Source organism: Halorubrum ezzemoulense DSM 17463, assembly GCF_002114285.1.
Lineage (GTDB): Archaea > Halobacteriota > Halobacteria > Halobacteriales > Haloferacaceae > Halorubrum > Halorubrum ezzemoulense.
This window is the reverse complement of the sequence record NZ_NEDJ01000004.1, coordinates 1-26,708: the sequence shown is the minus strand read 5'-3', so window position 1 is coordinate 26,708 and position 26,708 is coordinate 1. Positions and strand designations below refer to the sequence as shown.

Genomic DNA, 26,708 nt, shown 5'->3' with positions numbered 1-26,708 from the left:
TGTTCGACTACTCCACCGTGACGCTCTTCGCGAGGTTCCGCGGCTTGTCGATCGATCGGCCCTTATCGTTCGCCACGTGGTACGCGAACAGCTGGAGGTAGACGTTCGCGACGAGCGGTTCTGCGATCCCAACGTCCGGGACCGGAAGCGACACGTCCAGCGTGGCGTACTCCTCGCCAGCGGACACACACCCGATCGCGGGCGCGCCGCGCGTCTGCGCCTCGGTCACGTTGTTCATCGTCTCATCGGCGCGCGCGCCGTCGGTCAAGACGGCCAGCACGGGGGTGTCGGGCGTCACGAGCGCGAGCGGGCCGTGTTTCAGCTCGCCGGCGGGGAATCCCTCGGCGTGGTCGTAGGAGATCTCTTTGAGTTTCAGCGCGCCCTCCAGGGCGACGGGCACACCGAGCTGCCGCCCGACGAAGAAGAACGCCCCGCTGTCGCCGTACTCGGTCGCGGCCTCGCGCACCGCGTCCTCGTTGTCAAGCACCTGCTGGACCGCGCCGGGGAGGTCGCGGAGCCCCTCCAGCACGGGCCGCGCGTCGGCGGCGGCCAAGGCCCCGCGCTCGCGGCCGATCGCCACCGCGAGCATCGTCAGCGTCGCCACCTGCGAGGCGAACGTCTTCGTCGCGGCCACGCCGATCTCCGGGCCGGCGCGGATGAACGCGGTATCGTCGACCTCGCGTGTGACGGTACTGCCGAGGGTGTTCGTCACGGCGAACGTCCGCGCGCCGGCGGCATTCGCGCGCCGGACCGCGCCGAGCGTGTCCGCGGTCTCACCGCTCTGTGTCACCGCGACCACGAGCGTCCGGTCCGGACTGCGCCCGGCGCCGAACTCGTACTCGCTCGCGGTCTCGACGGTCGCGCGCACGCCGGACAGGTCCTCGAACAGCCGCGCGGCGTACCGCCCGGCGTAGTTTGAGGTGCCGCAGGCAACGATCTGGATCTCTTCGAGGTCCGCGAGGAAGCCCGGCGGGAAGGAGACGTCGAGGTCGGCGTCACCGGCGTCGACGTCGAGCCGTCCCGCGATGGTCTGGCGCAGCGACTCCGGCTGCTCGTGGATTTCCTTCCGCATGTAGTGTTCGTAGCCGCCCTTCTCGGCCGCGTCGGCCTCCCACGTCACCGTCTCCGTCTCGCGGTCGACCAGCTCGCCGTCGGCGTAGACCTCGACGCCCTCGGCCGACAGCGACGCCACGTCGCCGTCTTCGAGGTAGGTCACGTCCCGGGTGTGTTCGAGGAACGCCGTCACGTCGCTGGCGACGAAGGTGGCGTCCTCGTCGTGGCCCAACACGAGGGGGCTGCCCCGGCGCGCCACGACGATCCGGTCGTCGCCATCGCGGACCGCACAGATCGCGTAGCTCCCCTCCAGCCGGCTCTCGACGGCCCGCACCGCGTCGAGGAGGCCGCCGGCGCCCGACACCGCCGCGAGTTCCTCCTCGATCAGGTGCGGGATGACCTCGGTGTCGGTGTCGCTCGTGAACTCGTGGTCGGACAGCTCCGTCTTGAGCGCCTCGTGGTTCTCGACGATCCCGTTGTGGACGACGGCGATGTCGCCGACGCAGTCGGTGTGCGGATGGGCGTTCTCATCCGTCGGCGGACCGTGCGTGCTCCAGCGCGTGTGCCCGATCCCGAGCGCCGCGTCGGCCACGTCGGGCACGGTGAGGTTGTCGACCTCGCCCGACCGCTTCGCGACGGTGAGCCCGCTCGCCTCGCCGACGAGCGCGACCCCCGCCGAGTCGTAGCCGCGGTACTCTAGATTGCGGAGCCCCTCGTGGACGATGTCGCCCACGCGGGCGAACCCGCCCCCGTCGCCCGCGGCGTCGCCGGTCGCCCCGTCGTTCGCGGCCGACTCTCCGTCGTCCAGCGCGATACCGTCGCCGATGTAGCCGGTGATTCCACACATCGTTATCCCCTCCGAACGACCGCGCCCGACTCGATCCGCCCGTCGATCACGACCCCCGCGTCGGCGGTGACGTCGTCGCCGACGACCGCGCCGTCGGCGAGCGTCGCGCCGCTCCCGACGGTGGCGTTGTCGCCGACCACGCCGCCGAGCTCAACGCCGCGGTGGACGGTGTCGCCCACGACGACCGTCGCCGGGCCGCCGGCGACCGTCGCGTTCGGACCGATCCGGGCGTTGCCGGCGACGATCGCGTCCCTGACCACCGCCCCGGCGCCGATCACGGCGTCGGGGAAGATCACGGCGTTCTCCACGACCGCGCCCGCCTCGACGGTCGCGTTACTGCCGACCGCGGTGCTGCCGCCGATCGTCACGTTCGGGCCCACGCGGACGTTACCCGCGAGCGCGGCGTCGTCGGCGACGGTCACCGAGTCGCCGAAGGTGGGACCGTCGGCGTCCGACGCCCCGAAATCGCCGATCAGTGCCGCGTTCACGGTCAGAAGGTCCCACAGGTTCGACACGTCGAGCCAGCGGCCGTCGTACCGGACGGCGGACAGCGTTTCGGTCGCGGCGAGGTCGTCGAGCGTCGCCGTGATCGCCAGCTCGCCGGCCACGTGCGTCTCGCGGATCGCGTCGAAGACGGCCGGGGAGAAGGCGTAGACGCCGGCGTTGATCTGGTTCGTCTCGACGGCCCCCTCCGGCTTCTCGTCGATGTCAGTCACGCGGTCGCCGTCGAGCGTCACCACGCCGTACTGGCGCGGGTTCGCGGCGGTCGTGACGGCCATCGCGGGGAGGTCGTCGTCGATCGCCCGGTCGCGGACCTGCGAGACGACGGCGGGGTCGACGATCCGATCGCCGTTGAGCACGACGAACGGGCCGTCGACGACCGGCTCGGCCTGTAACACGGCGTGGCCGGTTCCCAGCTGGGTCGACTGCTCGACGTACTCGATCGTCACCCCCCAGTCGTCGCCGTCGCCGAAGTGGTTCCGGATGCGCTCCTGCTCGTAGCCGACGACGAGGACGATCCGGTCGATCGCCGTCGCCGTGATCGCCTCGACCACGTGTTCGAGCAGGGGCCGGTTCGCCACCGGCACCATCGGCTTCGGCCGCCGGTTCGTCAGCGGCGTCAGGCGCCGTCCCTCGCCCGCGGCGAGGATCACCGCGGTCACGGATTCGCTTCCCATACGGGAACGGTCCGTCCGCCGCGATTTAAATCGTTCGTGGGACCGAGCGTCGGTGCCGAAAAGTAAAGTGGCCAACCGAACATATTTCTGACGTGGCTAAATCGGCCGTCATCGCGGACGACGACGAGACGATCCGGTCGATCCTCCAGTACAAACTGTCGAACGCGGGGTACGACCTAACGGTGTGTCTCGACGGCGAGGAGTGCCGGCAGGCGTTAGACGAGGCCGACGCCGCCCCCGACGTGGTCGTCCTCGACGTGATGATGCCGCGGATGAAGGGTACTCAGCTGCTGCGGACGATCCGGCGCGGCGAGCTCGCGGTCGACCCCGAGGTCCCCGTCGTGATGCTCACCTCGCGCGGCCAAGAGGCCGACGTGTTGAAGGGGCTCGACTCCGGCGCCGACGAGTACCCCACGAAGCCGTTCAGCCCGAACGAACTGCTGGCCCGGATAGACCGACTGGTCGAGGCGTAACCGTGCCGCTCGCGGCCCCGACCACGGCGACGTCCGTGTACGGTCCGCTCGCGGGTCCTCAGTCGGGGACGCTCTCGCTCGCCGTCGTCGTGCTCGGCTCGCTGCTGTTCGCGGCCGCCGTCCTCACGCTCGGGTACTCGCTTCTCGCGGCCCGGCGACGTCGACGTCGCGTCCCGATGCGCGCCGCGCTGCGGTCGGAGCTCCTCGACCGGCTCTACGGCCGCGACGACCCGGCGTGGGACGAGTGGGTCGCCGGCCTCTCGGCGGCGGAGCGGGACGAACTGGAGTCGCTGCTCGACGTGTACCTCCGCGAGCTCGACGGTCGCGACGCCGACGCGCTGGCCGGACTCGGGCGAGCACTGGGCGTCCACGAGCGGGCCCGCCGCGAGATCGCGAACGGCGGCTACTGGGACCGCACCCACGCGCTCGTCTGGCTCGCCCTGCTCCGCGACGCGCCCGACCGCGACCTGCTCAGAACGCACTGTACCGAGACGCCGCGGGAGCGCGCCGCGGCCGCTCGGATACTGTACGCGGCCGAGACGGACGACTGCGCGACGACCGGCGTCGACCTGCTCCTCCGCGACGAGCCGGAGTCGTTCTCGGTGTTCGGCGTCGACACGCTGTACCGCGTCGCCGAGCGCGACCCGAGCCCGTTCTTCGAGCGGGCGGCCGCCGACTTCGCGAGGTGGCCGCCGGCGCTCCAGCGGCAGGCGCTGCTCGTCGTCCGCCACCTCACCACCGTGGTCGGGGATGCCGATCTCTCGTGGGTCGTCGGGTCGCTGTCGAGCCCCGACCCGAGCGTCCGGTCGGCAGCGTGGCGGGCGCTGGGCGCGTACGGGTGGAACCGGGCGGTCAGGGACACCGTCGACCTCGCCGCGATCGCCGCCGACCCGACCCCGCCGGTCCGCGCGAGCGCGTACCGAGCGCTCGGGACGTGGGGGGACGCGGAGGCGATCGCGGCGATCGAGGCCGCCGGGACCGCGGACCCCGACGCGCGGGCGCGGGTCACCGCGGCCGAGACGCTGGTCTCACAGCGGACCTCGGCGGAAGCGGTGGACCCGAACGACCCGCCGCGCGCCGACCTCGGGGCGGACCGAACCGCGTCCGCCAACGGTCGCTCCGTCGACGAGACCGCCGCATTCGACGTCGCGTGGGCGTGGGCGGTCGAGCACGCCCGCTTCGATCGGCTCGCGCGAGACATCTCCCGCGACCGCGACCGGCTCCACGACGAGGTGCGCGGATGACGACGCTCGAAGCCCTCGGGACGACGCTCGTCGTCGGGTCCGGCGTGTTCATCGTCACGTACTACCTGCTGATCAACGTCGGCTACCTGCTGATCCACGTGCTCGCGCTGGTACAGCTCCGGGACAGCGTCCGCGAGTCGGAGTGGACCCCGTCGTTCCGCGCGTTCGACAGCCCGTTCTACCCCGGCGTCGCGATGGTCGTGCCGGCGTACAACGAGGCGGCGAGCATCGTCGAGAGCGTGCGCTCGATGCTCGCGCTCAACTACCCCGACCAGGAGATCGTCGTGGTCAACGACGGCTCCTCGGACGCCACGCTCGAACGGCTCGAAGAGGCGTTCGGGCTCCGCCCGGTCGACGCCGAGGTGCCGTACGACGTGCCCTCGGAGCCGATCCGGGGCGTGTACCGCTCCGCGACCCACGAGGACCTCCTCGTGGTCGACAAGGAGAACGGCGGGAAGAGCGACGCGCTCAACGCCGGCGTCTGGCTCACCGACCAAGAGCTGTTCTGCGCGGTCGACGCGGACACCGTGATCGACCGCGACGCGTTGTTAGACGTCGTCGCGCCGTTCCTCGAGGAGCCCTCGCGGACGGTCGCCAGCGGGGGCACGATCCGCGTGGCGAACGAGTGCGTCGTTCAGGACGGACAGGTCAAGGAGGTGAACCTCCCGAAGACCGGGCTCGCGGGCGTTCAGGTGATGGAGTACCTGCGGGCGTTCTACTCGGGGCGGCTCGGGCTCGCCCGGCTGAAGGGGCTGATCCTCATCTCCGGCGCGTTCGGCGTGTTTCGGACCGACCGCGTCCGCGAGATCGGCGGCTACCGCCACGACACGATCACGGAGGACTTCGACGTGGTGGTCCGCCTCCACGAACACCTCTCGGACAACGACGTCGACTACCGGATCGAGTTCGTCCCGGAGCCCGTCGCGTGGACCGAAGTCCCGGAGACGCTCCGGACGCTGGGGCGCCAGCGGCGGCGCTGGTACCGCGGCATGATGGAGACCGTTGTCGCGAGCCGGCGGATGTTCTTCCGTCGGGCGTACGGTCGCGTCGGCACGGTCGTGTTACCGTTCTTCACCGCCGCCGAGGCGCTCGGCCCGCTCATCGAGGGGTTCGGCTACGTGTTGCTTCCGCTGGGGTGGTACCTCGGCATCCTCAACGTCGAGTTCTTCCTCCTCTTCCTGCTGCTCACGGTCGGCGCCGGCGTGTTCCTCTCCTGGTTCGGCGTGTTCAGCGAGGTGTGGAGCTACAACCGCTACGAGTCCCCGTGGGAAGTCCTCCGACTGCTCTGGTACGGCGTGTTAGAGAACTTCGGCTACCGCCAGTGGAAGACGATCGTCGCCTGGCACGGCCTGATCGAGTACCTCCGCGGCGACCAGTCGTGGGGCGCCATGGAGCGGCGGGGCTTCGGCGATGCGGGGACCGACAGCGCCGAGGCGGCGGGCGCCGCCGGGCCAGGTGTCGCAACGGCCGCGGCGACGGACTCAGAGGCCGGACCGGACGATTCGGCGTCCGAAACGGGTGCCGCCGCGGCGGCGGCGGACGACGGCGGATTCGTCTGGGTCGACCGGCTCGTCGACGCGTCGGACACGGACGGGTTCCGCTGGCTCGCCGGGGTCGCGGCCGACGAGAGCACCGGCCGGTTCGTCCCGAGCGGGGAGCTGACCGCCGGCGCCGGCGACGGGGGATTCGTCTGGACGACCGACTTCTCGGAGGGGGTCGGCGACGGGGGATTCGTCTGGGTCACCGACCCGTCGCTCGGCGCCGGCGACGGGGGGTTCGTCATCGCGCTCGACGACGACGGATCCGCGCGGCCCGCGGCGACGACCGACTTCTCGGAAGGGGTCGGTGACGGCGGGTTCGTCTGGGTCACCGACCCGTCGCTCGGCCCCGCTGACGGCGGATTCGTCTGGACTCGCGACCCCCTGGACGGCGCCGGCGACGAGGGGTTCGTCTGGGTCCTCGACGGGGGCAGTTAGTCCGAGCGCAGCGCCTTGTGGACCGGCTCCGCGGCGTTGACGTCGCTCACGGCGAACCGCGTCCCGTCGTCGTCGCTGTCGACGGCGAGGTCCCAGCCGTGGCCCGTCACCACGCGCTGGACGACCAACAGCCCGAGCCCGAACGACTTGACATTCTCCGCGTCGGCCGCGGTGAGCGCCGCCTCGACCGCCGGCGGGAGCCCGGGCCCGTCGTCCGCGATCACGAAGCCGTCCGCGTCGCCGGTCACGGTCACCGAGACGCCCGGCCCGCCGTGTTCCACGCTGTTGCGGAAGAGGTTCTCGAAGAGCCGTCGGAGGCGCATCTCGTCGGCGACGATAGCCGTCTCGGAGGCCACGTCCACCGTCAGCGTCGCGTCGCGCGTCTGGACCGTGTCCCACGCCTCTCTGACGAGGGGTTCGAGCGCGACCGAACTCCGCTCGCCCACGTCGGCGCCCTCCTTCGCGAGGATCAGGCACTCCGCGATCATCGACTCCATCCGGTCGAGCGCCCCCCGGACGCGGTCGAGGAACTCGGCCGTCTGCCCGCTGACGCGCTCCTGCGCGAGTTCGACGAAGCCGATGGCCCCCGACAGCGGGTTCCGGAGGTCGTGCGCGACGATCCCGGTGAACTCGTCGAGGCGCTCGTTCTGTTCGCGCAGCTCCGCGTAGTGTTTCCGCCGTTCGAGCTCGGTGCTCACCCACCGCGCGAGCACCGAGACGAAGTCGCGCTCGGCGTCTGTGATCGGGTCGTCTCGCGGAACGTCGTCGGAGAAGCAGAGCGTTCCGTACGTCTCTCCGTCGACGGTCACCTCGGCGCCGACGTAGCAGTGGAGCCCGGTCGTCTCCAGCGCGCGGTCGTCGCGGTACTCGGTTTCGCTCGCGTCCGCGAAGCCCATCGCCTCGCCGCTTTCGACGACGTGGCGACACCACGTCCCGTCGAGGTCGACGACGCCCCCCTGGGTGTAGGGGCCGGTCTGGATGTTCGTCTCGACCACCTCGTAGCGCCCCTCGCCGGTGTACGAGAGCACGCCGTTGTCGACGCCGAGGTACTCCCGGCCGACGTCTATCGCCTTCAGGAGGCGCTCCTCGGTCGACTGGTCGGTCGCGGTCAGCTGTAGCAGGCTCTTGAACGGTTCGGAACGAGACGTGTCAGATACCATGGTGAAGCGGGTCGCTGGCTAGGATCCGGTTTGTCGCGGGTCCGGCATAAAACCGCATCTCGGACCGGGCCGAAGACAGCCTTATTCCGGTCCGCCGACACGTGCCCTCATGCGCAGACGCCGATTCCTCGGTCGCGTCGGGGTCGCCGGTGCGGTCGGGACCGCCGGCTGCGGCTTCCGCGGTCTCGGCTTGAGCGAGGGCCCGCCGCGCCGGTTCCGCGTCGGCGACGACGGGTTCGAGGTCGCGGTCGACGGCGGGGCGTTCGACTCTCTGTCGGTCCGCGGCGTGAACCTCGGGATGGCCAAGCCCGGCCGGTTCCCCGGCGAGGCGGCGATCACTCGCGCCGAGTACGACCGGTGGCTGGGGCTGATGGGCGAGCTGAACGTCAACGTCGTCAGGGTGTACACCGTCCACCCGCCCGCGTTCTACCGGGCGCTCGCGGCGTACAACCGGTCGCACGCGGACCCGATCTACGTCATCCACGGCAACTGGATCGGGGAGGAGACCCTCCGGGAGGCGGGCGACGCGACCGCGCTGTCGCCCTCGTTCGACCGCTCAATGCGGCAGGTGGTCGACGCCGTCCACGGCGCGACGACGATCGACCCGGAGCCCGGGTACGCCAGCGGCACGTACGACGCCGACGTGAGCAACGCCGTCCTCGGCTACGTCGTCGGCATCGAGTGGCCGCCGGCGGTCGTTCGGGAGACCGACCGGCTCGGCGAGGCGACCGGCTACGACGGCGAGTTCTTCGCCGCGCCAGCGGCGAGCCCCTTCGAGGCGTGGCTCGCGGCCCGCCTCGACGCCGCCGTCGCGTACGAGGCGGACGAGTACGGCGCGCAGCGCCCGGCGGCGTTCACGAACTGGGTGACGACCGACCCGCTCGAACACCCGTACGAGCCGTTCCACGACGAGGACTCCGTTTCCGTCGACCCCGACGCGATCCAGGCGACCGACGCGTCCGAGGCCGGCACGTTCGCGGCGTACCACGTGTACCCCTACTACCCGCCGCTGTTGAACGAGACGCCCGAGTACGCGAACTACGTCGACCACCGCGGCGAGCCGAACAGCTACGCCGGCTACCTGAACGACCTCGTCGGCGCGACCGACCACCCGCTGCTCGTCGCCGAGTTCGGCGTCCCGGCCTCCCGCGGAATCGCCCAGCGCGACGTTCACGGCCGCGATCAGGGCCGACACACCGAGACGGAGCAGGGAGAGATCCTCGCCGCCATGTACGAGGACATCCGTGAGGCCGGCACGCTCGGCGGGATCGCCTTCAGCTGGCACGACGAGTGGTTCAAGCGGACGTGGAACCTCGCCCCGTTCTCCGACTCCGACCGTCGGCCGTTCTGGTCGAACGTCCAGACGCCCGAACAGCGGTTCGGCCTGCTCGCGTTCGACCCCGCGGGCGCCGTTCCGCTCGACGGGTCGGCCGACGCGTGGGCGGACGCGGCCACCGCGACGCCCGAGCGCGACCCCGTCCGGCTCGGCGACGGCGCGGACGCGAGCCGCGAACTGACCGGGCTCCGCGTCACGAGCGACGCGGCGTACCTCTCTGTCAGGATCGAAGCGGACGCCCTCGGCGGCGGGGTCGACTGGGACGCGACCAACTACCTCCTCGCGATCGGGCTCACCGACCGGGGCGAGCGAGCGCTCCCGCACGGTCTCGGTGCGGCGGCACCGGCCGACTTCGTCGTCCGCCTCGGCGGTCCCGATGCCTCTCGAGTGACCGTCCGTCCCCGCTACGACGCCTTCGCGTACGAGTACGGCGCAGAGGCCGGGCTCGACCTCGACCGCTACCGGGAGCCGGACCCGGGCGTCTTCTCGCCGCTGCGGCTGGTGATCAATCGCGGCTACACGGTTCCGAAGACCGGCGAGCGCGTTCCGTTCGAGTCGGTGGAGACCGGACGGCTCCGCTACGGTAACGGGAACCCGGACTCCGACCGGTACGACTCGCTCGCTGACGTCCACGTCTCGCCGTCGAACGACGCGATCGAGGTCAGGCTCCCCTGGCAGCTGCTCAACGTCGCCGACCCGAGTCGCCGCCGTCGGCTGGGCGACTTCTGGAGCGAGGGACTCGACGACTACGAGACGTTCGAGGCGATCGACGTCGCCGCGGCCTCCTACGTCCCGGTCGACGCAGACGGGACCGCGGCCGAACTCGACGCCGAGACGAACCTGACGCACGCGGTTCCGGGCGTCCCTGACGGGAGCCTGCGCTCCCTCCGGTTCGAGCCGCCGACGTGGGACCGACCGGCGTACACGGAACGGCTCAAGGAGTCCGGTCGGATCGTGGGCGACGTGTTCGGGCGCTACGCGAACGGAGAATAACGCGAGCGGTCGCCGCGCAGGCGTCCCGAGCGGCCGACCCCGGTTCACGCGTCGCCGAGCGCGACCCGAGCCCCCTATTCGGAGAGCCGGTCCCGCGTCAGCGACTCACCCGGCCCGGTGGTCTCGCCGGCCCCCAGTTGGACGCCGGCGTTCAGGGCGGTGTTGATGCCGGTCTTCGCACCGCCGCCGACGATCGCGCCCAGCTTGCGGCGCCCGGTGTCGACGCGCTCGCCTTTCACCGTCAGCCGCACGTTCTCGCCGTCGTGGCGGAGGTTGGCGACGTTCGTTCCCGCGCCGAAGTTGACGCCGCGGCCCAGCACGGAGTCGCCGACGTACGAGAGGTGCCCGACCGACGCGCCGGCCATTAGCACCGAGTTCTTCACCTCGACGGCGTGGCCGACGTGGGCGTCCGGTCCAACAACGGTGGCCCCGCGCAGGTAGGCGTTCGGCCCCACGTCCGCGCCCTCGCGGATCAGCGCCGGCCCCTCGACGTACGCCCCCGAGCGGACGCGCGCGCCGTCTTCGACGACGACCGGGCCGCGGAGCTCGACGCCGTCCTCGACGGTACCGCCGATCGCCGTTCCGTCGTCGAGTGCCGCCAGCGCCAGCTCGTTCGCTTCCAACAGCTCCCACGGGCGCCCCACGTCGAGCCACGTCCCGTCGTAGGTCGCGACCGCGATCCGCCGACCGTCACCGAGCAATCGGTCGATCGTCGTCGTGATCTCGTACTCGCCGCGCTCGCTCTCCGGGGTGTCCTCGATGTACTCGAACACCTCCGGTTCGAACGCGTAACAGCCGACGTTCGCGAGGGTCGTCGGCGGGTCGTCAGGCTTCTCGACGATCCCGGCGAGCGCTCCGTCGTCGCCGACCGAGAGCACGCCGTACGCCCGTGGGTCCTCGACCTCGGTGGCGGCGATAGCGGGGGCGCCGGCCTCGGCGAGCGCGTCCGGGAGCGACGCGTCGACGACCACGTCGCCGTTGAGCACGAGGAAGTCGTCGTCGACGACCGGTTCGGCCTGCGCGACGGCGTGGGCCGTCCCCAGCGCCTCGGCCTGCTCGACGTAGTGGACCGGGCGGCCGCGGTACGACTCGCCAACGGCATCGCGGATCGCGTCGCCGCGGTACCCCGTCACGACGACGAACTCGTCGACCACGTCGCGGGCCGTGTCGAACACCCGTTCGAGCAGCGAGCGGTCCCCGACCGGCAGCAGCGGTTTCGGGCGGCGGTCCGTCAGCGGTCGCATCCGAGTCCCGCGGCCGGCCGCGAGCACGACTCCGTACATGTGCGGAGCCGACGGCGGGCCGAGGTTTATTGACTGCGGTCGGATCCGGGGCGTCAGTCGAGGCGCGCGTCCGCTCGATCGATGAGCCCGCGCGCCGTCTCGAACAGCGCGTCTGCGTCGGCCTCGTCGCGCGCTTCGGCCGTGATCCGCACCAGCGGCTCGGTTCCGCTCGCGCGCACGAGGAACCAGCCCGCGTCCGTCTCGACACGGACGCCGTCGAGGGTCGACACGTCGTCGTACTCGGCGGCCGCGGCCTCGCCGACGCGCTCGACGGTCTCGGACTTCCGGCCCGTGCGCACGGAGTCGCGGCGGATCGGGTACTCGGGGAGGCCGTCGACGAGCGCCGCCAGCGATCCCTCCGCGCCGACGAGCGCGGTCAGGATACAGGCCGCGAGCGGGCCGTCGGGACACAGCGTCCGGTCCGGCCAGATCCACGCGCCGCTCGGCTCGCCGCCGAAGGCGACGCCGGGCTTCGCCGCCTCCGCGGCCACGTACGCGTCGCCGACGGGCGTGTACGTGACCGCGGCGTCGACTTCGCTCAGCGCGTCCGCGACGAGGAGGCTCGTGTCGACCGGGACCGCGACGCGGTCGCCCGCGCCGGCCTCGCGGCGGGCGAACAGCGCGAGTAGCGCGTCGCCGGCGACGAACCGCCCGCGCTCGTCGACCGCCATCAGGCGATCGGCGTCGCCGTCGTGGACCAGCCCGAGGTCGGCGTCGGTCGCGGCGACCACCTCGCAGGCGGTCTCGCAGTTCGCCGCGGTCGGCTCGCTCGGTCGCCCCGGGAACCGACCGTCGCGCTGCCCGTTGAGCGTCTCGACGTCGCAGCCCGCGGCGTGGAGCGCGTCGGCGGTGACGCGCCCGACGCCGTTGCCGAGGTCGACGACGACAGAGAGGTCGTCCGGCAGCGGAACGGTCTCGCGCAGCGCGCGCTCGTGGCGTCGTCGCGCGTCGCCGCCCGCGACCGCGTCGCGCGTCTCGACCGTGCCGATCCCGTCGTGGCCCGCGAGATCGAACGCCTCCGTCCCGATGATCTCGGCGACCCGATCGTTCCGGTCCTCGTCGAAGGCGCGCCCGGACGCCGTCCAGAGCTTGATACCGTTGTCGGGCGCGGGGTTGTGCGAGGCCGTGACGACGGCGCCGGCGTTCGCGCCCTCCCGGGCGACCGCGCGCGCAACCGTCGGGGTCGCCTCGACGCCGACGTCGATCACGTCGCTCCCGCACTCGGTGAGTCCCGCGGCGAGCGCCCGCGTGAGCATCGCGCCGCTGTCCCGGGCGTCGCGCCCGATCACGACCGTCTCCGCGCCGTCCGTCGCGAGCGCGCGCCCCACGTCGAGCGCGAGGGCCGCCGTGACCTCGTCGCCGACCGGGCCGCGAACGCCGCTGGTGCCGAACATACCGAGGCGATCGCCGGCCACCGCAAAGACGGTTCGGGACGGCGGCCAGAACGGAATCGCTCCAAGGCTTTTACCGATCGAACCCCGCAGCCTCGCGCATGGTCCCCGACCCCTCCTCGGTTAGCAGACGGACGGTTTTGGCGACGCTCGGCGGCGGCGCCGCGGTACTCGCCGGCGGCACCGCGGTCGTCGGCGTGACGGAACCGACCGCGCTGCCGGACTCGATCACGGACGCGGCGACGACGCATTACCCGACCCCGCCGGAGGTCGGCGCCCTCTGGCGGCCGCCGGTGACCGAGGCGCACGCCCGCGAGGCCGTCGAGACGCTCGCGGAAACGGTCGCGGAGAGCCGGCGCCGGTGGGCCGAGATGGACTCCGTCGGGGACGACGCCGCGCCGATCACGACGGATGCGGGCGGCTGGCTCGAGGACGCCCGCGAGGCGCTCGACGAGGCCGACCACGACACGGCCCTGTTCCGAGCGCGGTACGGCCTCCAGTTCGCGGGCGAGGCGCTGGGGTACGCCCGCGCCGAGCAGGACGCGGTCGACCGGGCGACGCTCCGCGACCGCGCCGCCGTACTGACGGACCGCGCGCGGGCGGTCGCGGACGACCTGAAGCCCTACCCGACGACGGATCCCGCGCGCGACCTCGGGGGGTACGTCCGCATCGAGGGCGAGGTGCAGTCGGCGAGCGCGCTGGCGGCCCGCGCGCTCACGGACGATTCCGACTCAGGGCAAAACGCCGATTCTGGGGGCGAAAGCGACGCCTCCGCCGACGCGGTCGACCCGGAAGTCGCAGGTGAGGTGACGGCCGCGCTGCTCCGAGGCGAGGTCGACGCCATGACCGCGGAGCGGTACCGCGACACCCTCTTCGACCGCCTCGGGAGCGACACGGGCCCGCACGCGGAGGCGCTGCGCGCGGCCGCCGAGCGCTTCCGCGCCGACCTCCGCGAGTACCCGTCCCGGGACGATGTCCGGGACCGGTACGTCGGGGAGGTCGACGAGTACGGGCCGTGGGAGTTCGCGCACTCGCGGCTGGCGCGGTGGTGTCTCGGATCGACCGCGCCCGTTCCGTGGCGGACGCCGATCGACACGGACCTGCTCGCGTTGCGGACCGTCGCGCTCTCGATCGGGGTAGCGCGCCGTCGTGCCCACGGGACGGCAGTCGACCGGCTCGTCGTCGAGCCGGACGACACCGCGTTCGACTCGGGCCACACCCTCGCCGCGAAGCGCCGGGCGCAGGCGACCTACGAGTCGGTCGTCGGCTCCGCCCCTGAACCCCTGCTCGTCACGCAGATCGGCCGCGCGGTCGAGGACCTCCAGGTCGCGGAGGTCGGGTTCGGCGGCGGCCGCGACCGGCCGATGTGGCGCGAACGGTTGGAGGCGTACCTCTACGCGCTGGTCGGGCGCGCCAAATTAGAGGCGTTCCCGCCGCTACGGGACGCGATTCTCGACCCCGACTGATCGGCCGCGGCGCTCCGGCCGTCGAGGGGGCGACGGGCCGCCGGCACGCCCGACCGCGTCAGTCGGTCACCGACCGCGCCAGCGCGCCGAGTCCAATTAGGTGCGCCACGGTGACGCCGAACACGGTCGCCGCGTCGGAGAGCCCCAACAGCGGCGTCAGGCCGTACGCGACGACGTACGGGAGGACCGCGATACAGGCGACGCCGACGGCCAGAAGCAGCATCGTCCGGCTCTCGTTCCGGCGCCAGCCGTCGTAGGCGAGGTACGACACGTACGCCCCGAGGCAGGCGGTGGCGACCCCGCCCGCGGTCGCGACGACGGAGAGCGTCACCGGTAGACCACCCCGAGGATCAGCAGGAGCCCGCAGAGCTTGCTCGCGGTCACGACCACGGTCCGCTCGGTGGCGGTCACCCACGCGACGTTGCCGGACGCCAGCCGGAGGAACATCGGGAGGGGCGCCAACAGCAGTAGCCCGAGCGTCAGGAACAGCAGCGGCCGGCGGCGCGTTCGCAGGTATCCACGCGCGAAGCGGTAGGTGACGAACACCGCGAGCAGCACCGAGAGGAAGAACGCGGCGATCGTGATCGCGGCGAGCCCACCGCCGCCGCCGACCACGTCGACCTGAATCGGGAGACTCTGTCGCCCGATTACCGAGACGCTCTGCTCCGTGACCGCCGCAAGCGCCGTCGCCACGGGCCACGTTCCGATCATCCCGAAAGCTCCTCGTAGAGCCGCGTCAGTCGGTCGGCGGCCGTCTCCTCGACGTAGTCGACGCTCACTTCGAACCCGCTCGCGGTCAGGTCGACGGAGACGCGGTTGAGCCGAGCGGCGTACACCTGCTGGGGACCGCGGTCCGGGTCGACCTCCTGTACCGTCTCGACGAGGTCCTGTTCGCGGAGGCGTTCGAGCCGGCGGTAGACGGTCGCCTCGGAGGCGTCGCAGGCCTCGCTGAGCGCGCTCGCCGACCGCGTCTCCTCGTAGGTCTCGATGAGGATCTGCCGGGCGTACTCGTCGTCGAGCAGCGAGTACACTTCCCGCGGATCGACCGACGCCTCCGTGCCCATTCGGTCGAACCTCGTAATCGGGAAACTTAGTCTTCCCGCCGAGGACTGAGTTCGGTCGCGCCGCAGTCCGGCGCGCAGCGTCGGTCCGCGTCACGAGAACCGTCGGATCGCTGACGAGACCGAGATTTCTTACGGCTGCTGGCCGACGCTCCACTCAGCCGATGGCCCTCTCGGACGCGCTCTCGGATCCCCCCGCGAACAGACGGGTCGCCGAAGCGGTGCTCTCAGCGCCGTTCCGGATTCGGACCTACGCCGCTGCGGCGTACCTGGCGCTGTCGTTTCCCCTCGGGATCGCGTACTTCGTCTGTACCGTGGTCGGGCTGTCGCTCGGTGTCAGCCTCTCCGTACTCCTCGTCGGCGTACCGATCCTCGCGGCGACGCTGGGCGGCGTGGTGCTGGTGTCGATCGGCGAACGCGTGCTCGCTCGTCGGCTCCTCGGCGCCGACATCGCCGACCCGTCGTGGAAGGTGACGGAGGCGTCGGGCATCGCCGACCGGGCCCTCGCCGCGGCGACCGACCTCGCCGTGTGGGGCGCCCTCCTGTTCGTCCTGTCGAAGCTGATCATCGGCGTCGCCGGCTTCACGCTCCTCACGGTCGTGCTCAGCGTCGGCGCGTCGCTGCTGGCGGCGCCGCTGTACTACGACGCGCCCGGCGCGTCCGTCGGGCTCATCCTCCCGGAGCCGATCCGTCGGGAGCTGTCGGTCGTCGTCCCGTGGGAGCAGTTCGAGGTCGGCGTCTCGTTCATCGTCCGACTCACGTCGTGGGAGGTGTCGACGTTGCCGGGCGCGCTCCTCATGTCTCTGTTCGGCGTGCTGGCGGCCCTCGTCGGGCTGAACGTCGTGAGCGCCGCCGGCTGGCTCTGCGCGCGGTGGGCAGAGTTCGCGCTCGGCGCTGGCACCTCGCCGGTGAGCGACGACTGACCCGGCGTTCGCCCGCTGCGAAAAACATCGTACTTATATTTTTGGTGGCGTTGCCCGCTGAGCAGCGTTCGATTCTTTATATGTGAGCTCGGTCGCAAGCGGTAGGTACAGCATGAGCGATCACCGCTGGTCCCCACGCTCACCGGTCGCGGCGCTCGCGCGCTTCGTCGGTGTGCCGTTCGACGCGCAGACGTATCGCAACCTAGCGTACCTCCTGTTAGCGTTCCCGCTGGGCATCGCCTACTTCACCGTCGTCACGACGGGCCTCTCGACGGGACTCGGGCTCCTCGTCACGTTCGCCGGCGTCCCGATCGTCCTCGCGACGCTGGTCGTGACGCTCGGTATCAGCTCGTTCGAGCGCCGGCTCGCCGACCACCTCCTCGACGTCGAGGTCGACGGCGACGACGGAGGGATCGAACTCGCCTTCGGGTCGGTCGAGGAGGCGATCGGCACGACGAAGCGGGTCCTCACCGCGCCGGCGGCGTGGACCGGGCTGCTGCTCGTCGGGCTCAAGTTCGTTTACGGCGTCGTCGCGTTCACCGCGCTCGTCACCGCGTTCGCGGTGTCTGCGACGCTGCTCGCCGCGCCGGCGCTCTACGACGCGCCCGGCGTCACCTACACGTTCGGCCCGTACGTGGTCGACACGCTGGGCGAGGCGGTCGCCGGGGGCGGCCTCGGCGTCCTCCTCGTCCTCGTGTCGCTCCACGTGACCAACGGCGTCGCCCGGTTCGGCGGCTTCCTCACCGACGCGCTGCTCGGCGGCGCGGCGCGGTCCGCGGAGGCGGCCGATGCGTGACCGTTCGGCAGCCGACGGGTCGTCGACGCGGCGGCGACTGCTCGGCGCGGTCGGTGTTGGACTGGGAACGACCCTCGCCGGCTGTAGCGGCGTCGTCGACGTCGACCGCCGGACGGAGACGGAGCGGCGCAGCGTCGACCCCTCGACGGTCTCGACGCTCGCCGTGACGGAGGCCACCGGCGATATCGACTTCCGCGCGGAGTCCCGCGACGACATCGCGGTCGTCGCCCGGAAGCGCGCCCTCGGCCGCGTCTCGTTCGACGAACTCGGCGTGACCGTGCGGACCGTCGGCGACCGCCTCGAAGTGACGACGGACGAGCCGCGGGTCGTCGGGTTCGGCGGCGGCCGCGTCGACCTCGAGATCCGCGCGCCGCCGAGCGTCGCGGTCGACGAGGTCCGCACCGCCGACGGCGACGTGCGGGCGGAGTCGGTCCCCGACGGCGCGACGCTGGCGACGACGGACGGCGACGTGTCGGTCACCGACGCCCGCGGCGACGTGCGCGCCGAGTCCCGCGACGGCGACGTTCTCGTCGACGGGACCGACGGAACGCTCTCGGCGACGACCGTGGACGGCGAGATACGCGCGCGGGACCCCGCCCGCGTCGACGCCCTGCGGACGCGGGACGGCGATGTCGTCGCGGACGTGCCCGCCGCGGCGTCTGACGCGGTCGTCGCGTCGACCGACGGCGACCTCCTGCTCCGGCTCGGCGACGATCTGAGCGCGACCCTGACCGCGAGAACCGACGACGGGGAGTTCGTCGTCACGGACGGCGGCGGCGCGGTCAGCGTCCGCGAGCGGACGGAGTCTCGGCTCCGAGCGGCCGTCAACGGCGGCGACGCCGCGGTGACAGCCCGGACCCGCGACGGCGACATCACGATCCGGGCGTGAGCCGTCGGCGTCGCCGTTGTCGACAGCGGCGACCTGCGCTCCCGCGCGAAACCGAAGCGCTGAATTGTCGCCTCCGAGGACACTCGATCATGCAAGGCAAACGCGTCCTCGTCACGGGCGGCGCCGGGTTCATCGGCTCGAACCTCGCGAACCGCCTCGCGGTCGATAACGACGTGATCGCCGTCGACGACCTCTACCTCGGCGCCGCCGAGAACCTCGACGACGCCGTCGAGTTCGTCGAGGCCTCCGTGGTCGACGACGACTACCCCGTCGACGTCGACGTCGTCTTCCACCTCGCCGCGCTCTCCTCGCGGAACATGCACGAGAACGACCCCCAGCGCGGCTGCCGCGTCAACGTCGAGGGGTTCGTCAACGCTGTCGAGCGTGCCCGCGAAGCGGGCTGTGAGACGGTCGTCTACGCCTCCACCTCCTCGATCTACGGGAGCCGCACCGAGCCCTCGCCCGTCGACATGGACGTGGAGGCGCACACCGCCTACGAGGCCTCGAAGCTCGCCCGCGAACGCTACGCCGAGTACTTCGCCAACCACCACGACATGAACGTGGCCGGCCTGCGCTTCTTCTCGGTGTACCAGGGCTTCGGCGGCAACGAGGAGCACAAGGGCGAGTACGCGAACACGGTCGCGCAGTTCGCGGACGCGATCGCCTCCGGCGAGGCGCCCGAGCTGTTCGGCGACGGGAGCCAGACCCGAGACTTCACGCACGTCTCGGACGTGGCCCGCGCCTGCGAACTCGCCGCCGACCACGAGCTGACGGGCGTGTACAACGTCGGCACCCAGGAGGCGTACACGTTCAACGAGATGGTCGCGATGATCAACGACGTGCTCGGGACGGACGTCGACCCCGAGTACATCGAGTGCCCGTTCGACGGCTACGTCCACGACACGATGGCCGACTACTCGACGTTCCACGAGGCCACCGGCTGGGAGCCCGAGATCGGCTTCGAGGAGGGCGTCGAGAGGGTCTGCGAACCGTATCAGTAGCGCGACGACGGCCCGGTAGGGAGGGCCGCGGCCTCCGGCGACGACCGGCCGCTCGACGGCTCAGATGATCGAGGCGACCGCGTCGGAGAGCGACGCGTCGCCGTCGGCGACGTCGCGGCGGTAGTGCATATACACCGCGCCCAGCGGCGGTTGGACGACGTAGGCCAACGTGATCGGCAGCACGGCGGTCTCGGGGACCGCCGGCGCGGCGACGACGACCGCCACCGCGATCGAGAGGTTGCGCATGCTCGTGGCGTACACGAGCGCGACGCCGCTGGCGGCGTCCCGGAGCGCGCGTCCGAGCCCCGACCCGACGGCGAGCAGGAGCGCGTAGAACGCCACGATGGGGACGATCGTGGCCCCCGATGCGACGGGGTCGGCGAGAATGCTCTCGGATCGCATCGCCATGGCGATGAACACGATCAGCATGACGCCGAAGGAGCTGAGCCCGCCGAGCGTCGGCTTCAGTCGCCTGAACCCGTCCGCGCCCAGCCGACCGAGCAGCACCCGCCGCGTGAGCGTGCCGGCGATCATCGGGAGGACGACCACGCGGGCGAGCTGCCCGTACAGCGCGGCGGCGTCGAAGCCGACGCTCGCCGGGATCAGCGCGGCGAGGTACGTCGGCAGGACCGCGACGGCGACCAGCAGGTTCACCGCCATCGCCACGAGCGCGGACTCCAAGTCGCCGTTGGCGAGCCCGGTCCAAGCGGCGGTCATTCCGGAGGTCGGGATGAGCGCGATGAAGTAGAGCCCGAACGCGTAGCCGACGCTCCCGTCGAAGAACAGCCGCGCGAGCCCGACCGCGAGTAGCGGGGCGACCCCGAAGTTGACGAGGAGACTGAGCGCGACGACCCGCGCGTGGCTGCGGACGTTCACCACCTCCCTGAGGTCGATGTTGATCATCATCGGGTAGATCATCAGGAACAGCACGGGGACCACCGCGGACTGGAGGAGTCGCTTGAACGACGCCCCGGTGAACTGCCCGACGATCAGCCCCGCCGCCAGCGACCCGACCACGACGTAGATCAGGTTCGACTTGATCCCTGTGAGGAACCGCCGTATCATCGTGTATATTATTGTGGTCACTACACAATAATATTTCGGGCAGAACGCGGGTGATCCGACAATTTCCGGCGCGGCCCGACGCGCACGGCGATGCGGGCCGACGCGTGCGGCGACGCGAGCGCGCGGGGGCTGCTCCTGTCGAGACGGGCGCGTCGCGGGTCGCGGCCGGGCTAGTGCCCCTCGACCGCGCTGCCAGCGGCGATCAGGAATCCGGTGATCGCGGTGATCAGCGCCACCGTCCCGATCGCGATAGCGCCGATCCGGAACGTGTCGCCGGAGAGGCGCTCGGCGATGAGAAACAGGAAGACGGTCGTGACGAAGCCGATGAGCACGAGCGTTCGCCCGAAACGGCCCGTGTCGATGCCGGGCTCGCTAGACACGATTTAATATCTCCTTGAGCACGCCCTGATACTCGTCCTCGGTGGCGGCGTTGCCGAGCGAGTGGATCGACTGGCAGATCCACAAGCCGGCGGTGAAGTTGATGAACGCCGCCATCGAGACGACGCCGAGCTGTCCGTCGACGAACAACCCCGTGACGACCGCGCCGACGAACCCCACCGCCATGAGCGCGTGGGTGACGAGCGATCGGGTGCCGAAGTCGGCGAGCTGTAGTGATAACCGAGTGCCAACGGCCATGCGATCCGTTGCGGCTGCCAGTGTAAAGAGGTAGCGCGTCACAGCGTCCTGCCGCGTCGGGTTCGGCGGCGTCCCGGTTCCGGCGACGCGTACCCCCGTTGGTTTAGGCGGCCGGCCCGTACGCGCTCACGGATGACGAACGCGGATCGGAAACACGACGTGGTGGTGTGGGGCGCGACCGGCGTCGCCGGGCGCTTCGCGGCCGAGTACCTGACCGAGCGATACGACCCCGAAGCCCTCTCGCTCGCCGTCGGCGGGCGGAGTCGAGAGCGGCTCGACGCGCTCGTCGACGACCTCACGCGGCGGAGCGACGCGTGGGACGACGTGCCCGTCGTCGTCGGCGACGCGACCGACCCGGAGAGCCTGCGCGCCATCGCCCGCGACACCGAGGTCGTCTGTACGACGGTCGGCCCGTACACGGCGTACGGAACGCCGCTGGTCGAGGCCTGCGTCGAGACCGGGACGGACTACTGCGACCTCACGGGCGAGGTGAACTGGGTGCGCGAGACGGTCGACCGGTTCCACGAGGCCGCCGTCGAGAACGAGGCGCGGATCGTCCACAGCTGCGGGTTCGACTCCGTGCCGGCGGACATCGGGACGCTGCTCGTCCAGTCGTTCGCGGCGGAGGCCCACGGCGCGCCCTGCGAGTCAGTCCGGATCTACCTCGACGGCGGGAGCGGGAGCGTCAGCGGCGGCACGCTTGCGAGCTTCGGCGAGCTGTTCGAGGCGGCCGCGACCGACCCGCTCGCCCGCGAGGCGCTCCGGAACCCGTACTCGCTGGCCCCCCGCGGCGAGCGGAGCGGCGTCGACCCCGGCGAGCAGCGCTGGCCGCGGCGCGATCCGCTCCGGGGCGAGTGGACCGCCCCGTCGCCGATGGCGCCGGTGAACGAGCGCGTGGTCCGGCGGAGCAACGCCCTGCTCGGCTACCCGTGGGGCCGCGAGTTCAAGTGCGGAGAGGTCGTGCCGACCGGGTCGGGACCGGTCGGCGCGGCGACCGCGACCGCCGCCGCCGGCGGACTCGGGCTGTTCTCCGCGGCCATGTCGGTCGGGCCGGTGCGCGACGCGCTGCGGCGCTACGTCTTCCCCGACCCCGGCGAGGGGCCGACGCGGGAGGAGGCGGAAGCGGGGAGCTTCCTGATCCGGGTGTTGGGCCGCGGGACGGGCGCTGACGGGCCGTTCACCGTCGAGGCCGAGTTCGGGGCCGACCGAGACCCCGGCTACGGCGCGACGGCGCGGATGCTCGGCGAGTCGGCCGTCTGTCTGGCGCGCGACGACGTCGACTCCCCGTTCGACGGTGGCGTGTTGACGCCGGCGTCGGGGATCGGGCTCCCGCTCGCGGAGCGACTCCGCGACGTGGGGTTCACCGCAGCGGTCGGCGAGTCGTAAAAGAAGCGTATCGGGCGGACCGCTCCCGCCCGTCGATTACATGTAGCCGAGGTCGCGCAGGCGCTCCATCAGGTCCTCCTTGTCCTGGGCGCGGCCGGCGCGCTCGGTCGTGCCTTCGAGGTTCTGGAGCCAGGCGGGCTCCTCGGTCGTCTTCTCGGTCGAAACCTCGCTGCCGAGCGAGCGGAACCCGGCGAAGTACTTCGGCGAGATCGGGATGTCCTCCTGCGTGACACCCTCCGGCAGGTCGTCGTCGGCCTGCGGGATGTACCCCTCGTCGGGGAACGCCTCGACGGTGTCGGGGACGACGAAGTTCCAGAAGGCGTCCCACACGTCGGCCTCGGCGAACTGGAGGATAGGCTGGATGCGGTCGTGCGGCGGGAACAGGTCGGGGTCGTGGCGCGGCGAGAAGAACGTCTCGTCGGCGCGGGCCTCCTGCTCGTCCCAGCGGACGCCGGAGATGACGCCGTCGATATCGTACTCCTCGAGGGCGTCGTTGAGCGCGACCGTCTTCAGCAGGTGGTTGCCGACGTAGGTGTCGAGCAGGAACGGGAACGTGTCCTCCTCGAACTCGAGGATCTCCCGGATGTGGTGCTGGTTGTGCTCCGAGAGCGCGTCGACGGGGATGTCGTCGCCGGGTTCGAGGCCGTGTTCCTCGACGTACGCGCCCACGTCGTCGTTGCGGGCGTACACGAGGTCGATCTCCCACTCGTCCGCCCAGTGCTCGACGAAGTCGGTGATCGAGTCGAAGTGCTGGAAGTGGTCGATGAACACGGCCGTCGGCTTCTCGTAGCCGTACTCCTCGGCCACCTGATTGATGAAGTACAGCGTCAGCGTGGAGTCTTTCCCGCCCGTCCACATCACGGCGGGGTTGTCGTACTGTTCGAGCCCGCGGCGCGTGACCTCGACCGCCTTCTCGATTTTGTGCTGGATCGACGGGTAGTCGTCGGGGGTCTCCCCCTCGCCGTCGGCGTAATCGACGTCGACGCTCGCCGGGAAGTCGTCGCTCATACGCCCGAGATGTCGCCGCGAAAGGAGATAGGCCTTCTGAATCGCGGCCGGGGGCCGCCGGTCCGTTGCCGGGCCGTCGTCGCCGCGCCCTCGCGGAACACAAGGGATATGCCGACCGCCCCGGAATCGTCGGTCATGGGTCTGTTCGACCGGCTCCGCGGCGAGGACGACGACCGCGTCGTCTTCCTCGGCATCGACGGCGTACCGCTCGACCTCGTCGAGGACCACCCGGAAGTCTTCGAGAACCTGACCGACATCGCCGAGACCGGCTCCGGCGGGCGGTTGGAGAGCATCGTGCCGCCGGAGTCGAGCGCCTGCTGGCCGAGCCTCACGACCGGCGTGAACCCCGGCGAAACGGGCGTGTACGGCTTCCAGGACCGCGAGGTCGACTCCTACGAGACGTACGTCCCGCTCGGGCGCCACGTACAGGCGACCCGGCTGTGGGACCGCGTCACCGACGCCGGGCGCGACGCGACCGTCCTCAACGTCCCGGTCACCTTCCCGCCCTCGACGCGGATCCAGCGGATGGCCTCCGGCTTCCTCTCGCCCGACCTCGAGTCGGCTACGAGCGACGAGTCGCTCCGCGAGACGCTCGACGGCTTCGACTACAAGATCGACGTCAACGCCAAGCTCGGCCACGACGACGACAAGACGGAGTTCATCGAAGACGCGCACGCGACCCTCGACGCCCGGTACGAGGCGTTCGACCACTACCTCGCCGAGGACGACGGGGACCTCTTCTTCGGCGTGTTCATGAGCACCGACCGCGTGAACCACTTCCTCTTCGGCGACTACGCGACGGACGGCGAGTACGCCGAGGAGTTCCTCGAGTTCTACCGCACGCTCGACGAGTACATCGGCGCGATCCGCGACTCGCTCGACGACGACACCACCCTGGTCGTCGCCTCCGACCACGGCTTCACTCGGCTGGAGTGGGAGGTGAACTGTAACCAGTTCCTCGCCGACGAGGGGTGGCTCTCATACGAGGACGACGACCACGATTCGCTGACCGACATCGACGACGAGGCGCGCGCGTACTCGCTCATTCCCGGGCGCTTCTACCTCAACGTGGAGGGCCGCGAGCCGAACGGCGTCGTGCCCGAGGACGAGTACGAGGCGACGCGCGAGGAGCTCATCGACGACCTCGAATCGCTCACCGGCCCCGACGGCCGACAGGTGTGTAAGCGGATCGTGAAAGGCGAGGACGCCTTCGACGGCGCCCACGACGACATCGCCCCCGACCTGGTCGTCATCCCCGCGGACGGGTTCGACCTCAAGTCGGGCTTCTCCGGCAAGGAGGCGGTGTTCACCGAGGGACCGCGCAACGGGATGCACAAGTTCGAGAACTCGCTGCTGTACGCGACCGATCCAGACCTCGACCTGGCCGACGCGAACCTCTTCGACGTGACGCCGACGGTGCTCGACCTGCTCGACGTCGACGCCGACGCCGAGTTCGACGGCGAGAGCCTGCTGTCGTAGCGACCTCGCCGACGCCGCCGTCCCGCGGCGGGCGTATCCGACACGGTCACCCTCCGGGCGGACGGCGTATCGCGTGTGATGACCGACGGCGTTCGCTTCGTCGCGCTCGGCGCCGTTCGACGAACACAGCCGCGAGGGGGTCGTCCGCGAGTTCGACGAGATGCTCGGCGTGGAGCCGCTCGACCCGACGGCGGTCGGTACCTTCGAGCGCGTCTTCGAGCGCGGCGGGGAGCCTGCCCACGAGGTGTGGCGCGTCTACGAGGGTCGAATCGCTGAGGAATGGCCGTATGCCCGCGATTCGTTCGCGCTCGTTGAACCGGAGCGAGGGACCGAACACGTCTCGCGGTGGGTTCCGATCGACCGACTACGGCAGCCCAACGCGACGTTCAACGTGCCGGATGTGCTCGACGCGCTCACCGCGTAGCCGGACGACGCCCCGAACTCACAGTCCTCACAGCGGCGACCAGCGCTCGCCCGGGGCCGCGCGGAACGCGTACGCGCTCTCGCGCTCGACGGCGACCAGTCGGCCGCCGATGGCGAACAGGGCCCGCGGTTCGATCTCGTCGGGAAACGGCGCCTCCCACCGCATGGACCCGCCGGAACCGAGCGCGACCATGCGCCCCCGGGTGGGATCGTTGAATCCGCCCGAGTTCTCCGCGACGTACGCTCCCGTCGCGTCGACCGCCAGGTGGTCGGACGGGAGGTCCGACCGCTCGTCGCTCCCGAACGAGGGAATGGAGGGCGACATCGGTGTCGATCGGCCGGTTCGACTCCGACCGTTAAATGCTCTCGGTCGGCGTCGAACACCGCAGACAGAGGATCCCGGTGCCGGCCCAGTTCACGTGGGTCGACCCGCAGTTCGGACAGCGGTTCCCGTCGTTGTTGTACTCGGTCGTCCCTCGGGGCGCGGCGAGGTGGCCGTCATCAACCGCGCGCTCGATCAGGCCGCGGAACCGCTGCTTCTTGAATCGGGCGCGGTGCGCGAGGAAATCGCCCGGGCGGTCGGGGTCGGCGCCGTGGAGGTCCTCCCACTTGATCGCGATCTCGCCGTCCGCCTGCCCCCGCGCGACCTGCTTGATCGTCGCGGCCGCGGCCTCGAAGAGCGGCGTCGTCGCGAGCGCCTGCGGCGCGTCGACGCCGTCGCCCGCCGCCTCGTAGCGCGCCGCCGCGTCGTCGTACGCGTCGTCGGCGCCGCCCAGCCCGCCGGCGACCCGGAAGTCTGCGACGAACTCGCTCAGGCAGGCCCCCTGCCCCGGCTCGTCGAGGACGCGTCCGAAGTCGCGGCTCGCGGCGATCCCCTCGACCGCGCGCTGGGTCGCGCGACCGTCGGCGCCCGCGACGCGGTACGCGACCGCCGCGGCGAGCAGCTGTTGGAGCCCCTGTCCGATCCACCCCTTCTCGTCGGGCTCGAAGGGGTCGACCTCCGGCCGCGGGTCGGCCAGCACGCGTCGCCCCCCGCGGGTGTAGCGGTCGCCCGCCCGCTCGTACGCTCGCGCCGCCAGCGCGTCGACCGCCGCGTCGTGGTGGCCGCCGTCGTCAGTGTTCACACCCTGCTTACGGGCGGCGATGAGTTACGCTTGACGGGGACCGCTCGCGCGGCGGCGCCGACGCACCGCCGACCCGACGCACCGCCGCCCCGACGCCCCGACCATACTTACTTCCGGGCGTCGAACCGCTCGCATGGAGAGACCGGACGGCGCTTCGGGGTCGGGGGCAGGGTCGGGGTCGCAGTCGTCGGCCGAATCGACCGCACGGCCGGAGGCGAAATCGAGGCCCCGACCCGCGTCGAAGTCGGACGGCCCGTCGACCAGCGGGCGCGTCGAATGGCTCCTCGCCGCCGCGTTGCTCGCGGTCCCGATGGCGGTCGTGCCCGGCGGCGACGGAACCGCGACGCTGGTGAGCCTCTGGGGATTCGTGACGCTCGGCGCCGACGGCGGGATCGGCGGGTACCCGGTGTGGTCGTACTTCCTCGACCAGCCGCGGCCGTTCGCGACGCTTCCTCCGTCGATCCGCGCGTGGCCGCCCGCCGTCGGGTTCCACCTACTCGCGCCCGGGCGCGCCACG

At 71.4% G+C, this 26,708-nt stretch carries 27 protein-coding genes and 1 pseudogene; 13 read left to right on the top strand and 15 right to left on the bottom strand.

Going from position 1 to position 26,708, the window contains the following annotated elements; translation table 11 throughout:
- Positions 1-7: 7 nt before the first annotated feature.
- Both glmS and B9H04_RS02240 read right to left on the bottom strand, forming a co-directional pair.
- Positions 8-1,900, bottom strand: a complete 1,893-nt coding sequence (gene glmS / locus B9H04_RS02245; protein ID WP_049929708.1) for a glutamine--fructose-6-phosphate transaminase (isomerizing) — start codon at positions 1,898-1,900, stop codon at positions 8-10.
- Positions 1,901-1,902: 2 nt separating this feature from the next.
- Entirely contained in the window at positions 1,903-3,078 is a 1,176-nt protein-coding gene (locus B9H04_RS02240; RefSeq protein WP_080508535.1) for a sugar phosphate nucleotidyltransferase, read from the bottom strand.
- A 92-nt stretch (positions 3,079-3,170) separates the two neighbouring features.
- Between B9H04_RS02240 and B9H04_RS02235 the strand changes: the two genes are divergently transcribed.
- The 3 genes from B9H04_RS02235 to B9H04_RS02225 all read left to right on the top strand — a co-directional run bounded on the left by B9H04_RS02235 (position 3,171) and on the right by B9H04_RS02225 (position 6,771).
- Entirely contained in the window at positions 3,171-3,551 is a 381-nt protein-coding gene (locus tag B9H04_RS02235; protein ID WP_085682409.1) for a response regulator transcription factor, read from the top strand.
- A 176-nt stretch (positions 3,552-3,727) separates the two neighbouring features.
- A complete protein-coding gene (locus B9H04_RS02230; protein WP_049930097.1) occupies positions 3,728-4,795 on the top strand; it encodes a HEAT repeat domain-containing protein in 1,068 nt (355 codons plus the stop codon).
- The gene (locus B9H04_RS02225; protein ID WP_085682408.1) at positions 4,792-6,771 is read left to right on the top strand and encodes a glycosyltransferase family 2 protein; all 1,980 of its coding nucleotides are present in this window, start codon (positions 4,792-4,794) and stop codon (positions 6,769-6,771) included. Before B9H04_RS02230 ends, B9H04_RS02225 begins: the two co-directional genes overlap by 4 nt.
- On the opposite strand, the gene B9H04_RS02220 is transcribed toward B9H04_RS02225, so the two are convergent.
- Positions 6,768-7,931: a sensor histidine kinase gene (locus B9H04_RS02220; protein ID WP_211216851.1), complete on the bottom strand. Its 1,164-nt coding sequence runs from the start codon at positions 7,929-7,931 to the stop codon at positions 6,768-6,770. The genes B9H04_RS02225 and B9H04_RS02220 overlap by 4 nt on opposite strands.
- A 109-nt stretch (positions 7,932-8,040) precedes the next feature.
- On the opposite strand from B9H04_RS02220, the gene B9H04_RS02215 reads away from it, so the two are divergent.
- Positions 8,041-10,260, top strand: a complete 2,220-nt coding sequence (locus tag B9H04_RS02215; protein WP_049929705.1) for a hypothetical protein — start codon at positions 8,041-8,043, stop codon at positions 10,258-10,260.
- 74 nt (positions 10,261-10,334) lie between these two features.
- Here the strand turns inward: B9H04_RS02215 and glmU are convergent, their stop codons facing one another.
- Entirely contained in the window at positions 10,335-11,543 is a 1,209-nt protein-coding gene (glmU, locus tag B9H04_RS02210; RefSeq protein WP_085682407.1) for a bifunctional sugar-1-phosphate nucleotidylyltransferase/acetyltransferase, read from the bottom strand.
- A 53-nt stretch (positions 11,544-11,596) separates the two neighbouring features.
- Positions 11,597-12,937: a phosphoglucosamine mutase gene (gene glmM / locus B9H04_RS02205; protein ID WP_085682406.1), complete on the bottom strand. Its 1,341-nt coding sequence runs from the start codon at positions 12,935-12,937 to the stop codon at positions 11,597-11,599.
- A 98-nt stretch (positions 12,938-13,035) separates the two neighbouring features.
- Between glmM and B9H04_RS02200 the strand changes: the two genes are divergently transcribed.
- On the top strand, positions 13,036-14,400 hold the full coding sequence (locus B9H04_RS02200) for a hypothetical protein (RefSeq protein WP_085682405.1): 1,365 nt from the start codon (positions 13,036-13,038) through the stop codon (positions 14,398-14,400).
- A gap of 58 nt (positions 14,401-14,458) precedes the next feature.
- Here the strand turns inward: B9H04_RS02200 and B9H04_RS02195 are convergent, their stop codons facing one another.
- From B9H04_RS02195 to B9H04_RS02185, 3 genes are read right to left on the bottom strand one after another with little or no spacing between them, the layout of a single operon-like run.
- Positions 14,459-14,731 carry a DUF7521 family protein gene (locus B9H04_RS02195; RefSeq protein WP_049929701.1) on the bottom strand — a complete coding sequence of 91 codons (273 nt, stop codon included), beginning with the start codon at positions 14,729-14,731 and terminating at the stop codon, positions 14,459-14,461.
- The gene (locus tag B9H04_RS02190) at positions 14,728-15,111 is read right to left on the bottom strand and encodes a hypothetical protein (protein WP_241987189.1); all 384 of its coding nucleotides are present in this window, start codon (positions 15,109-15,111) and stop codon (positions 14,728-14,730) included. Before B9H04_RS02190 ends, B9H04_RS02195 begins: the two co-directional genes overlap by 4 nt.
- On the bottom strand, positions 15,108-15,464 hold the full coding sequence (locus B9H04_RS02185; RefSeq protein ID WP_049929700.1) for an ArsR/SmtB family transcription factor: 357 nt from the start codon (positions 15,462-15,464) through the stop codon (positions 15,108-15,110). The genes B9H04_RS02190 and B9H04_RS02185 overlap by 4 nt, the downstream gene beginning before the upstream one ends.
- 161 nt (positions 15,465-15,625) lie before the next feature.
- Here B9H04_RS02185 and B9H04_RS02180 point away from each other — a divergent pair, with 161 nt between their 5' ends.
- The 4 genes from B9H04_RS02180 to B9H04_RS02165 all read left to right on the top strand — a co-directional run bounded on the left by B9H04_RS02180 (position 15,626) and on the right by B9H04_RS02165 (position 19,070).
- Positions 15,626-16,384, top strand: a complete 759-nt coding sequence (locus tag B9H04_RS02180; RefSeq protein ID WP_049929699.1) for a sensor domain-containing protein — start codon at positions 15,626-15,628, stop codon at positions 16,382-16,384.
- A gap of 112 nt (positions 16,385-16,496) precedes the next feature.
- Positions 16,497-17,180: a sensor domain-containing protein gene (locus B9H04_RS02175; RefSeq protein ID WP_233125175.1), complete on the top strand. Its 684-nt coding sequence runs from the start codon at positions 16,497-16,499 to the stop codon at positions 17,178-17,180.
- Entirely contained in the window at positions 17,173-18,069 is an 897-nt protein-coding gene (locus B9H04_RS02170; RefSeq protein WP_049929698.1) for a DUF4097 family beta strand repeat-containing protein, read from the top strand. Before B9H04_RS02175 ends, B9H04_RS02170 begins: the two co-directional genes overlap by 8 nt.
- An 89-nt stretch (positions 18,070-18,158) precedes the next feature.
- Positions 18,159-19,070: an NAD-dependent epimerase/dehydratase family protein gene (locus B9H04_RS02165; protein ID WP_049929697.1), complete on the top strand. Its 912-nt coding sequence runs from the start codon at positions 18,159-18,161 to the stop codon at positions 19,068-19,070.
- Between the two features lie 60 nt (positions 19,071-19,130).
- Here the strand turns inward: B9H04_RS02165 and B9H04_RS02160 are convergent, their stop codons facing one another.
- The 3 genes from B9H04_RS02160 to B9H04_RS02150 all read right to left on the bottom strand — a co-directional run bounded on the left by B9H04_RS02160 (position 19,131) and on the right by B9H04_RS02150 (position 20,771).
- On the bottom strand, positions 19,131-20,135 hold the full coding sequence (locus B9H04_RS02160; protein WP_049929696.1) for an arsenic resistance protein: 1,005 nt from the start codon (positions 20,133-20,135) through the stop codon (positions 19,131-19,133).
- 170 nt (positions 20,136-20,305) lie between these two features.
- Positions 20,306-20,515: a hypothetical protein gene (locus B9H04_RS02155; protein ID WP_049911035.1), complete on the bottom strand. Its 210-nt coding sequence runs from the start codon at positions 20,513-20,515 to the stop codon at positions 20,306-20,308.
- Complete coding sequence (locus B9H04_RS02150; protein WP_049929695.1) at positions 20,508-20,771, bottom strand: hypothetical protein; 264 nt, start codon at positions 20,769-20,771, stop codon at positions 20,508-20,510. Before B9H04_RS02150 ends, B9H04_RS02155 begins: the two co-directional genes overlap by 8 nt.
- A gap of 132 nt (positions 20,772-20,903) precedes the next feature.
- Between B9H04_RS02150 and B9H04_RS02145 the strand changes: the two genes are divergently transcribed.
- Positions 20,904-22,157, top strand: a complete 1,254-nt coding sequence (locus tag B9H04_RS02145; protein ID WP_049929694.1) for a saccharopine dehydrogenase family protein — start codon at positions 20,904-20,906, stop codon at positions 22,155-22,157.
- A gap of 36 nt (positions 22,158-22,193) precedes the next feature.
- Here the strand turns inward: B9H04_RS02145 and B9H04_RS02140 are convergent, their stop codons facing one another.
- Entirely contained in the window at positions 22,194-23,165 is a 972-nt protein-coding gene (locus tag B9H04_RS02140; protein ID WP_049930091.1) for a phosphoadenosine phosphosulfate reductase family protein, read from the bottom strand.
- The gene (locus tag B9H04_RS18525) at positions 23,162-23,302 is read right to left on the bottom strand and encodes a hypothetical protein (RefSeq protein ID WP_155120026.1); all 141 of its coding nucleotides are present in this window, start codon (positions 23,300-23,302) and stop codon (positions 23,162-23,164) included. Before B9H04_RS18525 ends, B9H04_RS02140 begins: the two co-directional genes overlap by 4 nt.
- Here B9H04_RS18525 and B9H04_RS02135 point away from each other — a divergent pair.
- Positions 23,301-24,644, top strand: coding sequence for an alkaline phosphatase family protein (locus B9H04_RS02135; RefSeq protein ID WP_085682404.1), 1,344 nt, complete (start codon positions 23,301-23,303; stop codon positions 24,642-24,644). The genes B9H04_RS18525 and B9H04_RS02135 overlap by 2 nt on opposite strands.
- Positions 24,645-24,804: 160 nt before the next feature.
- Entirely contained in the window at positions 24,805-25,068 is a 264-nt protein-coding gene (locus tag B9H04_RS02130) for an NUDIX hydrolase (RefSeq protein ID WP_080508534.1), read from the top strand.
- A gap of 27 nt (positions 25,069-25,095) precedes the next feature.
- Here the strand turns inward: B9H04_RS02130 and B9H04_RS02125 are convergent, their stop codons facing one another.
- Positions 25,096-25,392, bottom strand: a complete 297-nt coding sequence (locus B9H04_RS02125; protein ID WP_049929692.1) for a hypothetical protein — start codon at positions 25,390-25,392, stop codon at positions 25,096-25,098.
- Positions 25,393-25,423: 31 nt separating this feature from the next.
- Entirely contained in the window at positions 25,424-26,191 is a 768-nt protein-coding gene (locus tag B9H04_RS02120) for a hypothetical protein (protein WP_049929691.1), read from the bottom strand.
- 133 nt (positions 26,192-26,324) lie between these two features.
- On the opposite strand from B9H04_RS02120, the pseudogene B9H04_RS02115 reads away from it, so the two are divergent.
- Positions 26,325-26,708: pseudogene (locus tag B9H04_RS02115) on the top strand (TIGR04206 family protein); the annotation flags it as partial.

Bases quoted from the DNA above. Each gene is read 5' to 3' on its own strand.
- glmS (WP_049929708.1), bottom strand. From the start codon at position 1,900: ATGTGTGGAATCACCGGCTACATCGGCGACGGTATCGCGCTGGACGAC.
- B9H04_RS02240 (WP_080508535.1), bottom strand. From the start codon at position 3,078: ATGGGAAGCGAATCCGTGACCGCGGTGATCCTCGCCGCGGGCGAGGGA.
- B9H04_RS02230 (WP_049930097.1), top strand. From the start codon at position 3,728: ATGCGCGCCGCGCTGCGGTCGGAGCTCCTCGACCGGCTCTACGGCCGC.
- B9H04_RS02225 (WP_085682408.1), top strand. From the start codon at position 4,792: ATGACGACGCTCGAAGCCCTCGGGACGACGCTCGTCGTCGGGTCCGGC.
- B9H04_RS02220 (WP_211216851.1), bottom strand. From the start codon at position 7,931: ATGGTATCTGACACGTCTCGTTCCGAACCGTTCAAGAGCCTGCTACAG.
- B9H04_RS02215 (WP_049929705.1), top strand. From the start codon at position 8,041: ATGCGCAGACGCCGATTCCTCGGTCGCGTCGGGGTCGCCGGTGCGGTC.
- glmU (WP_085682407.1), bottom strand. From the start codon at position 11,543: ATGTACGGAGTCGTGCTCGCGGCCGGCCGCGGGACTCGGATGCGACCG.
- glmM (WP_085682406.1), bottom strand. From the start codon at position 12,937: ATGTTCGGCACCAGCGGCGTTCGCGGCCCGGTCGGCGACGAGGTCACG.
- B9H04_RS02200 (WP_085682405.1), top strand. From the start codon at position 13,036: ATGGTCCCCGACCCCTCCTCGGTTAGCAGACGGACGGTTTTGGCGACG.
- B9H04_RS02190 (WP_241987189.1), bottom strand. From the start codon at position 15,111: ATGATCGGAACGTGGCCCGTGGCGACGGCGCTTGCGGCGGTCACGGAG.
- B9H04_RS02185 (WP_049929700.1), bottom strand. From the start codon at position 15,464: ATGGGCACGGAGGCGTCGGTCGATCCGCGGGAAGTGTACTCGCTGCTC.
- B9H04_RS02180 (WP_049929699.1), top strand. From the start codon at position 15,626: ATGGCCCTCTCGGACGCGCTCTCGGATCCCCCCGCGAACAGACGGGTC.
- B9H04_RS02175 (WP_233125175.1), top strand. From the start codon at position 16,497: ATGAGCGATCACCGCTGGTCCCCACGCTCACCGGTCGCGGCGCTCGCG.
- B9H04_RS02170 (WP_049929698.1), top strand. From the start codon at position 17,173: ATGCGTGACCGTTCGGCAGCCGACGGGTCGTCGACGCGGCGGCGACTG.
- B9H04_RS02165 (WP_049929697.1), top strand. From the start codon at position 18,159: ATGCAAGGCAAACGCGTCCTCGTCACGGGCGGCGCCGGGTTCATCGGC.
- B9H04_RS02160 (WP_049929696.1), bottom strand. From the start codon at position 20,135: ATGATACGGCGGTTCCTCACAGGGATCAAGTCGAACCTGATCTACGTC.
- B9H04_RS02150 (WP_049929695.1), bottom strand. From the start codon at position 20,771: ATGGCCGTTGGCACTCGGTTATCACTACAGCTCGCCGACTTCGGCACC.
- B9H04_RS02145 (WP_049929694.1), top strand. From the start codon at position 20,904: ATGACGAACGCGGATCGGAAACACGACGTGGTGGTGTGGGGCGCGACC.
- B9H04_RS02140 (WP_049930091.1), bottom strand. From the start codon at position 23,165: ATGAGCGACGACTTCCCGGCGAGCGTCGACGTCGATTACGCCGACGGC.
- B9H04_RS02135 (WP_085682404.1), top strand. From the start codon at position 23,301: ATGGGTCTGTTCGACCGGCTCCGCGGCGAGGACGACGACCGCGTCGTC.
- B9H04_RS18525 (WP_155120026.1), bottom strand. From the start codon at position 23,302: ATGACCGACGATTCCGGGGCGGTCGGCATATCCCTTGTGTTCCGCGAG.
- B9H04_RS02130 (WP_080508534.1), top strand. From the start codon at position 24,805: ATGCTCGGCGTGGAGCCGCTCGACCCGACGGCGGTCGGTACCTTCGAG.
- B9H04_RS02125 (WP_049929692.1), bottom strand. From the start codon at position 25,392: ATGTCGCCCTCCATTCCCTCGTTCGGGAGCGACGAGCGGTCGGACCTC.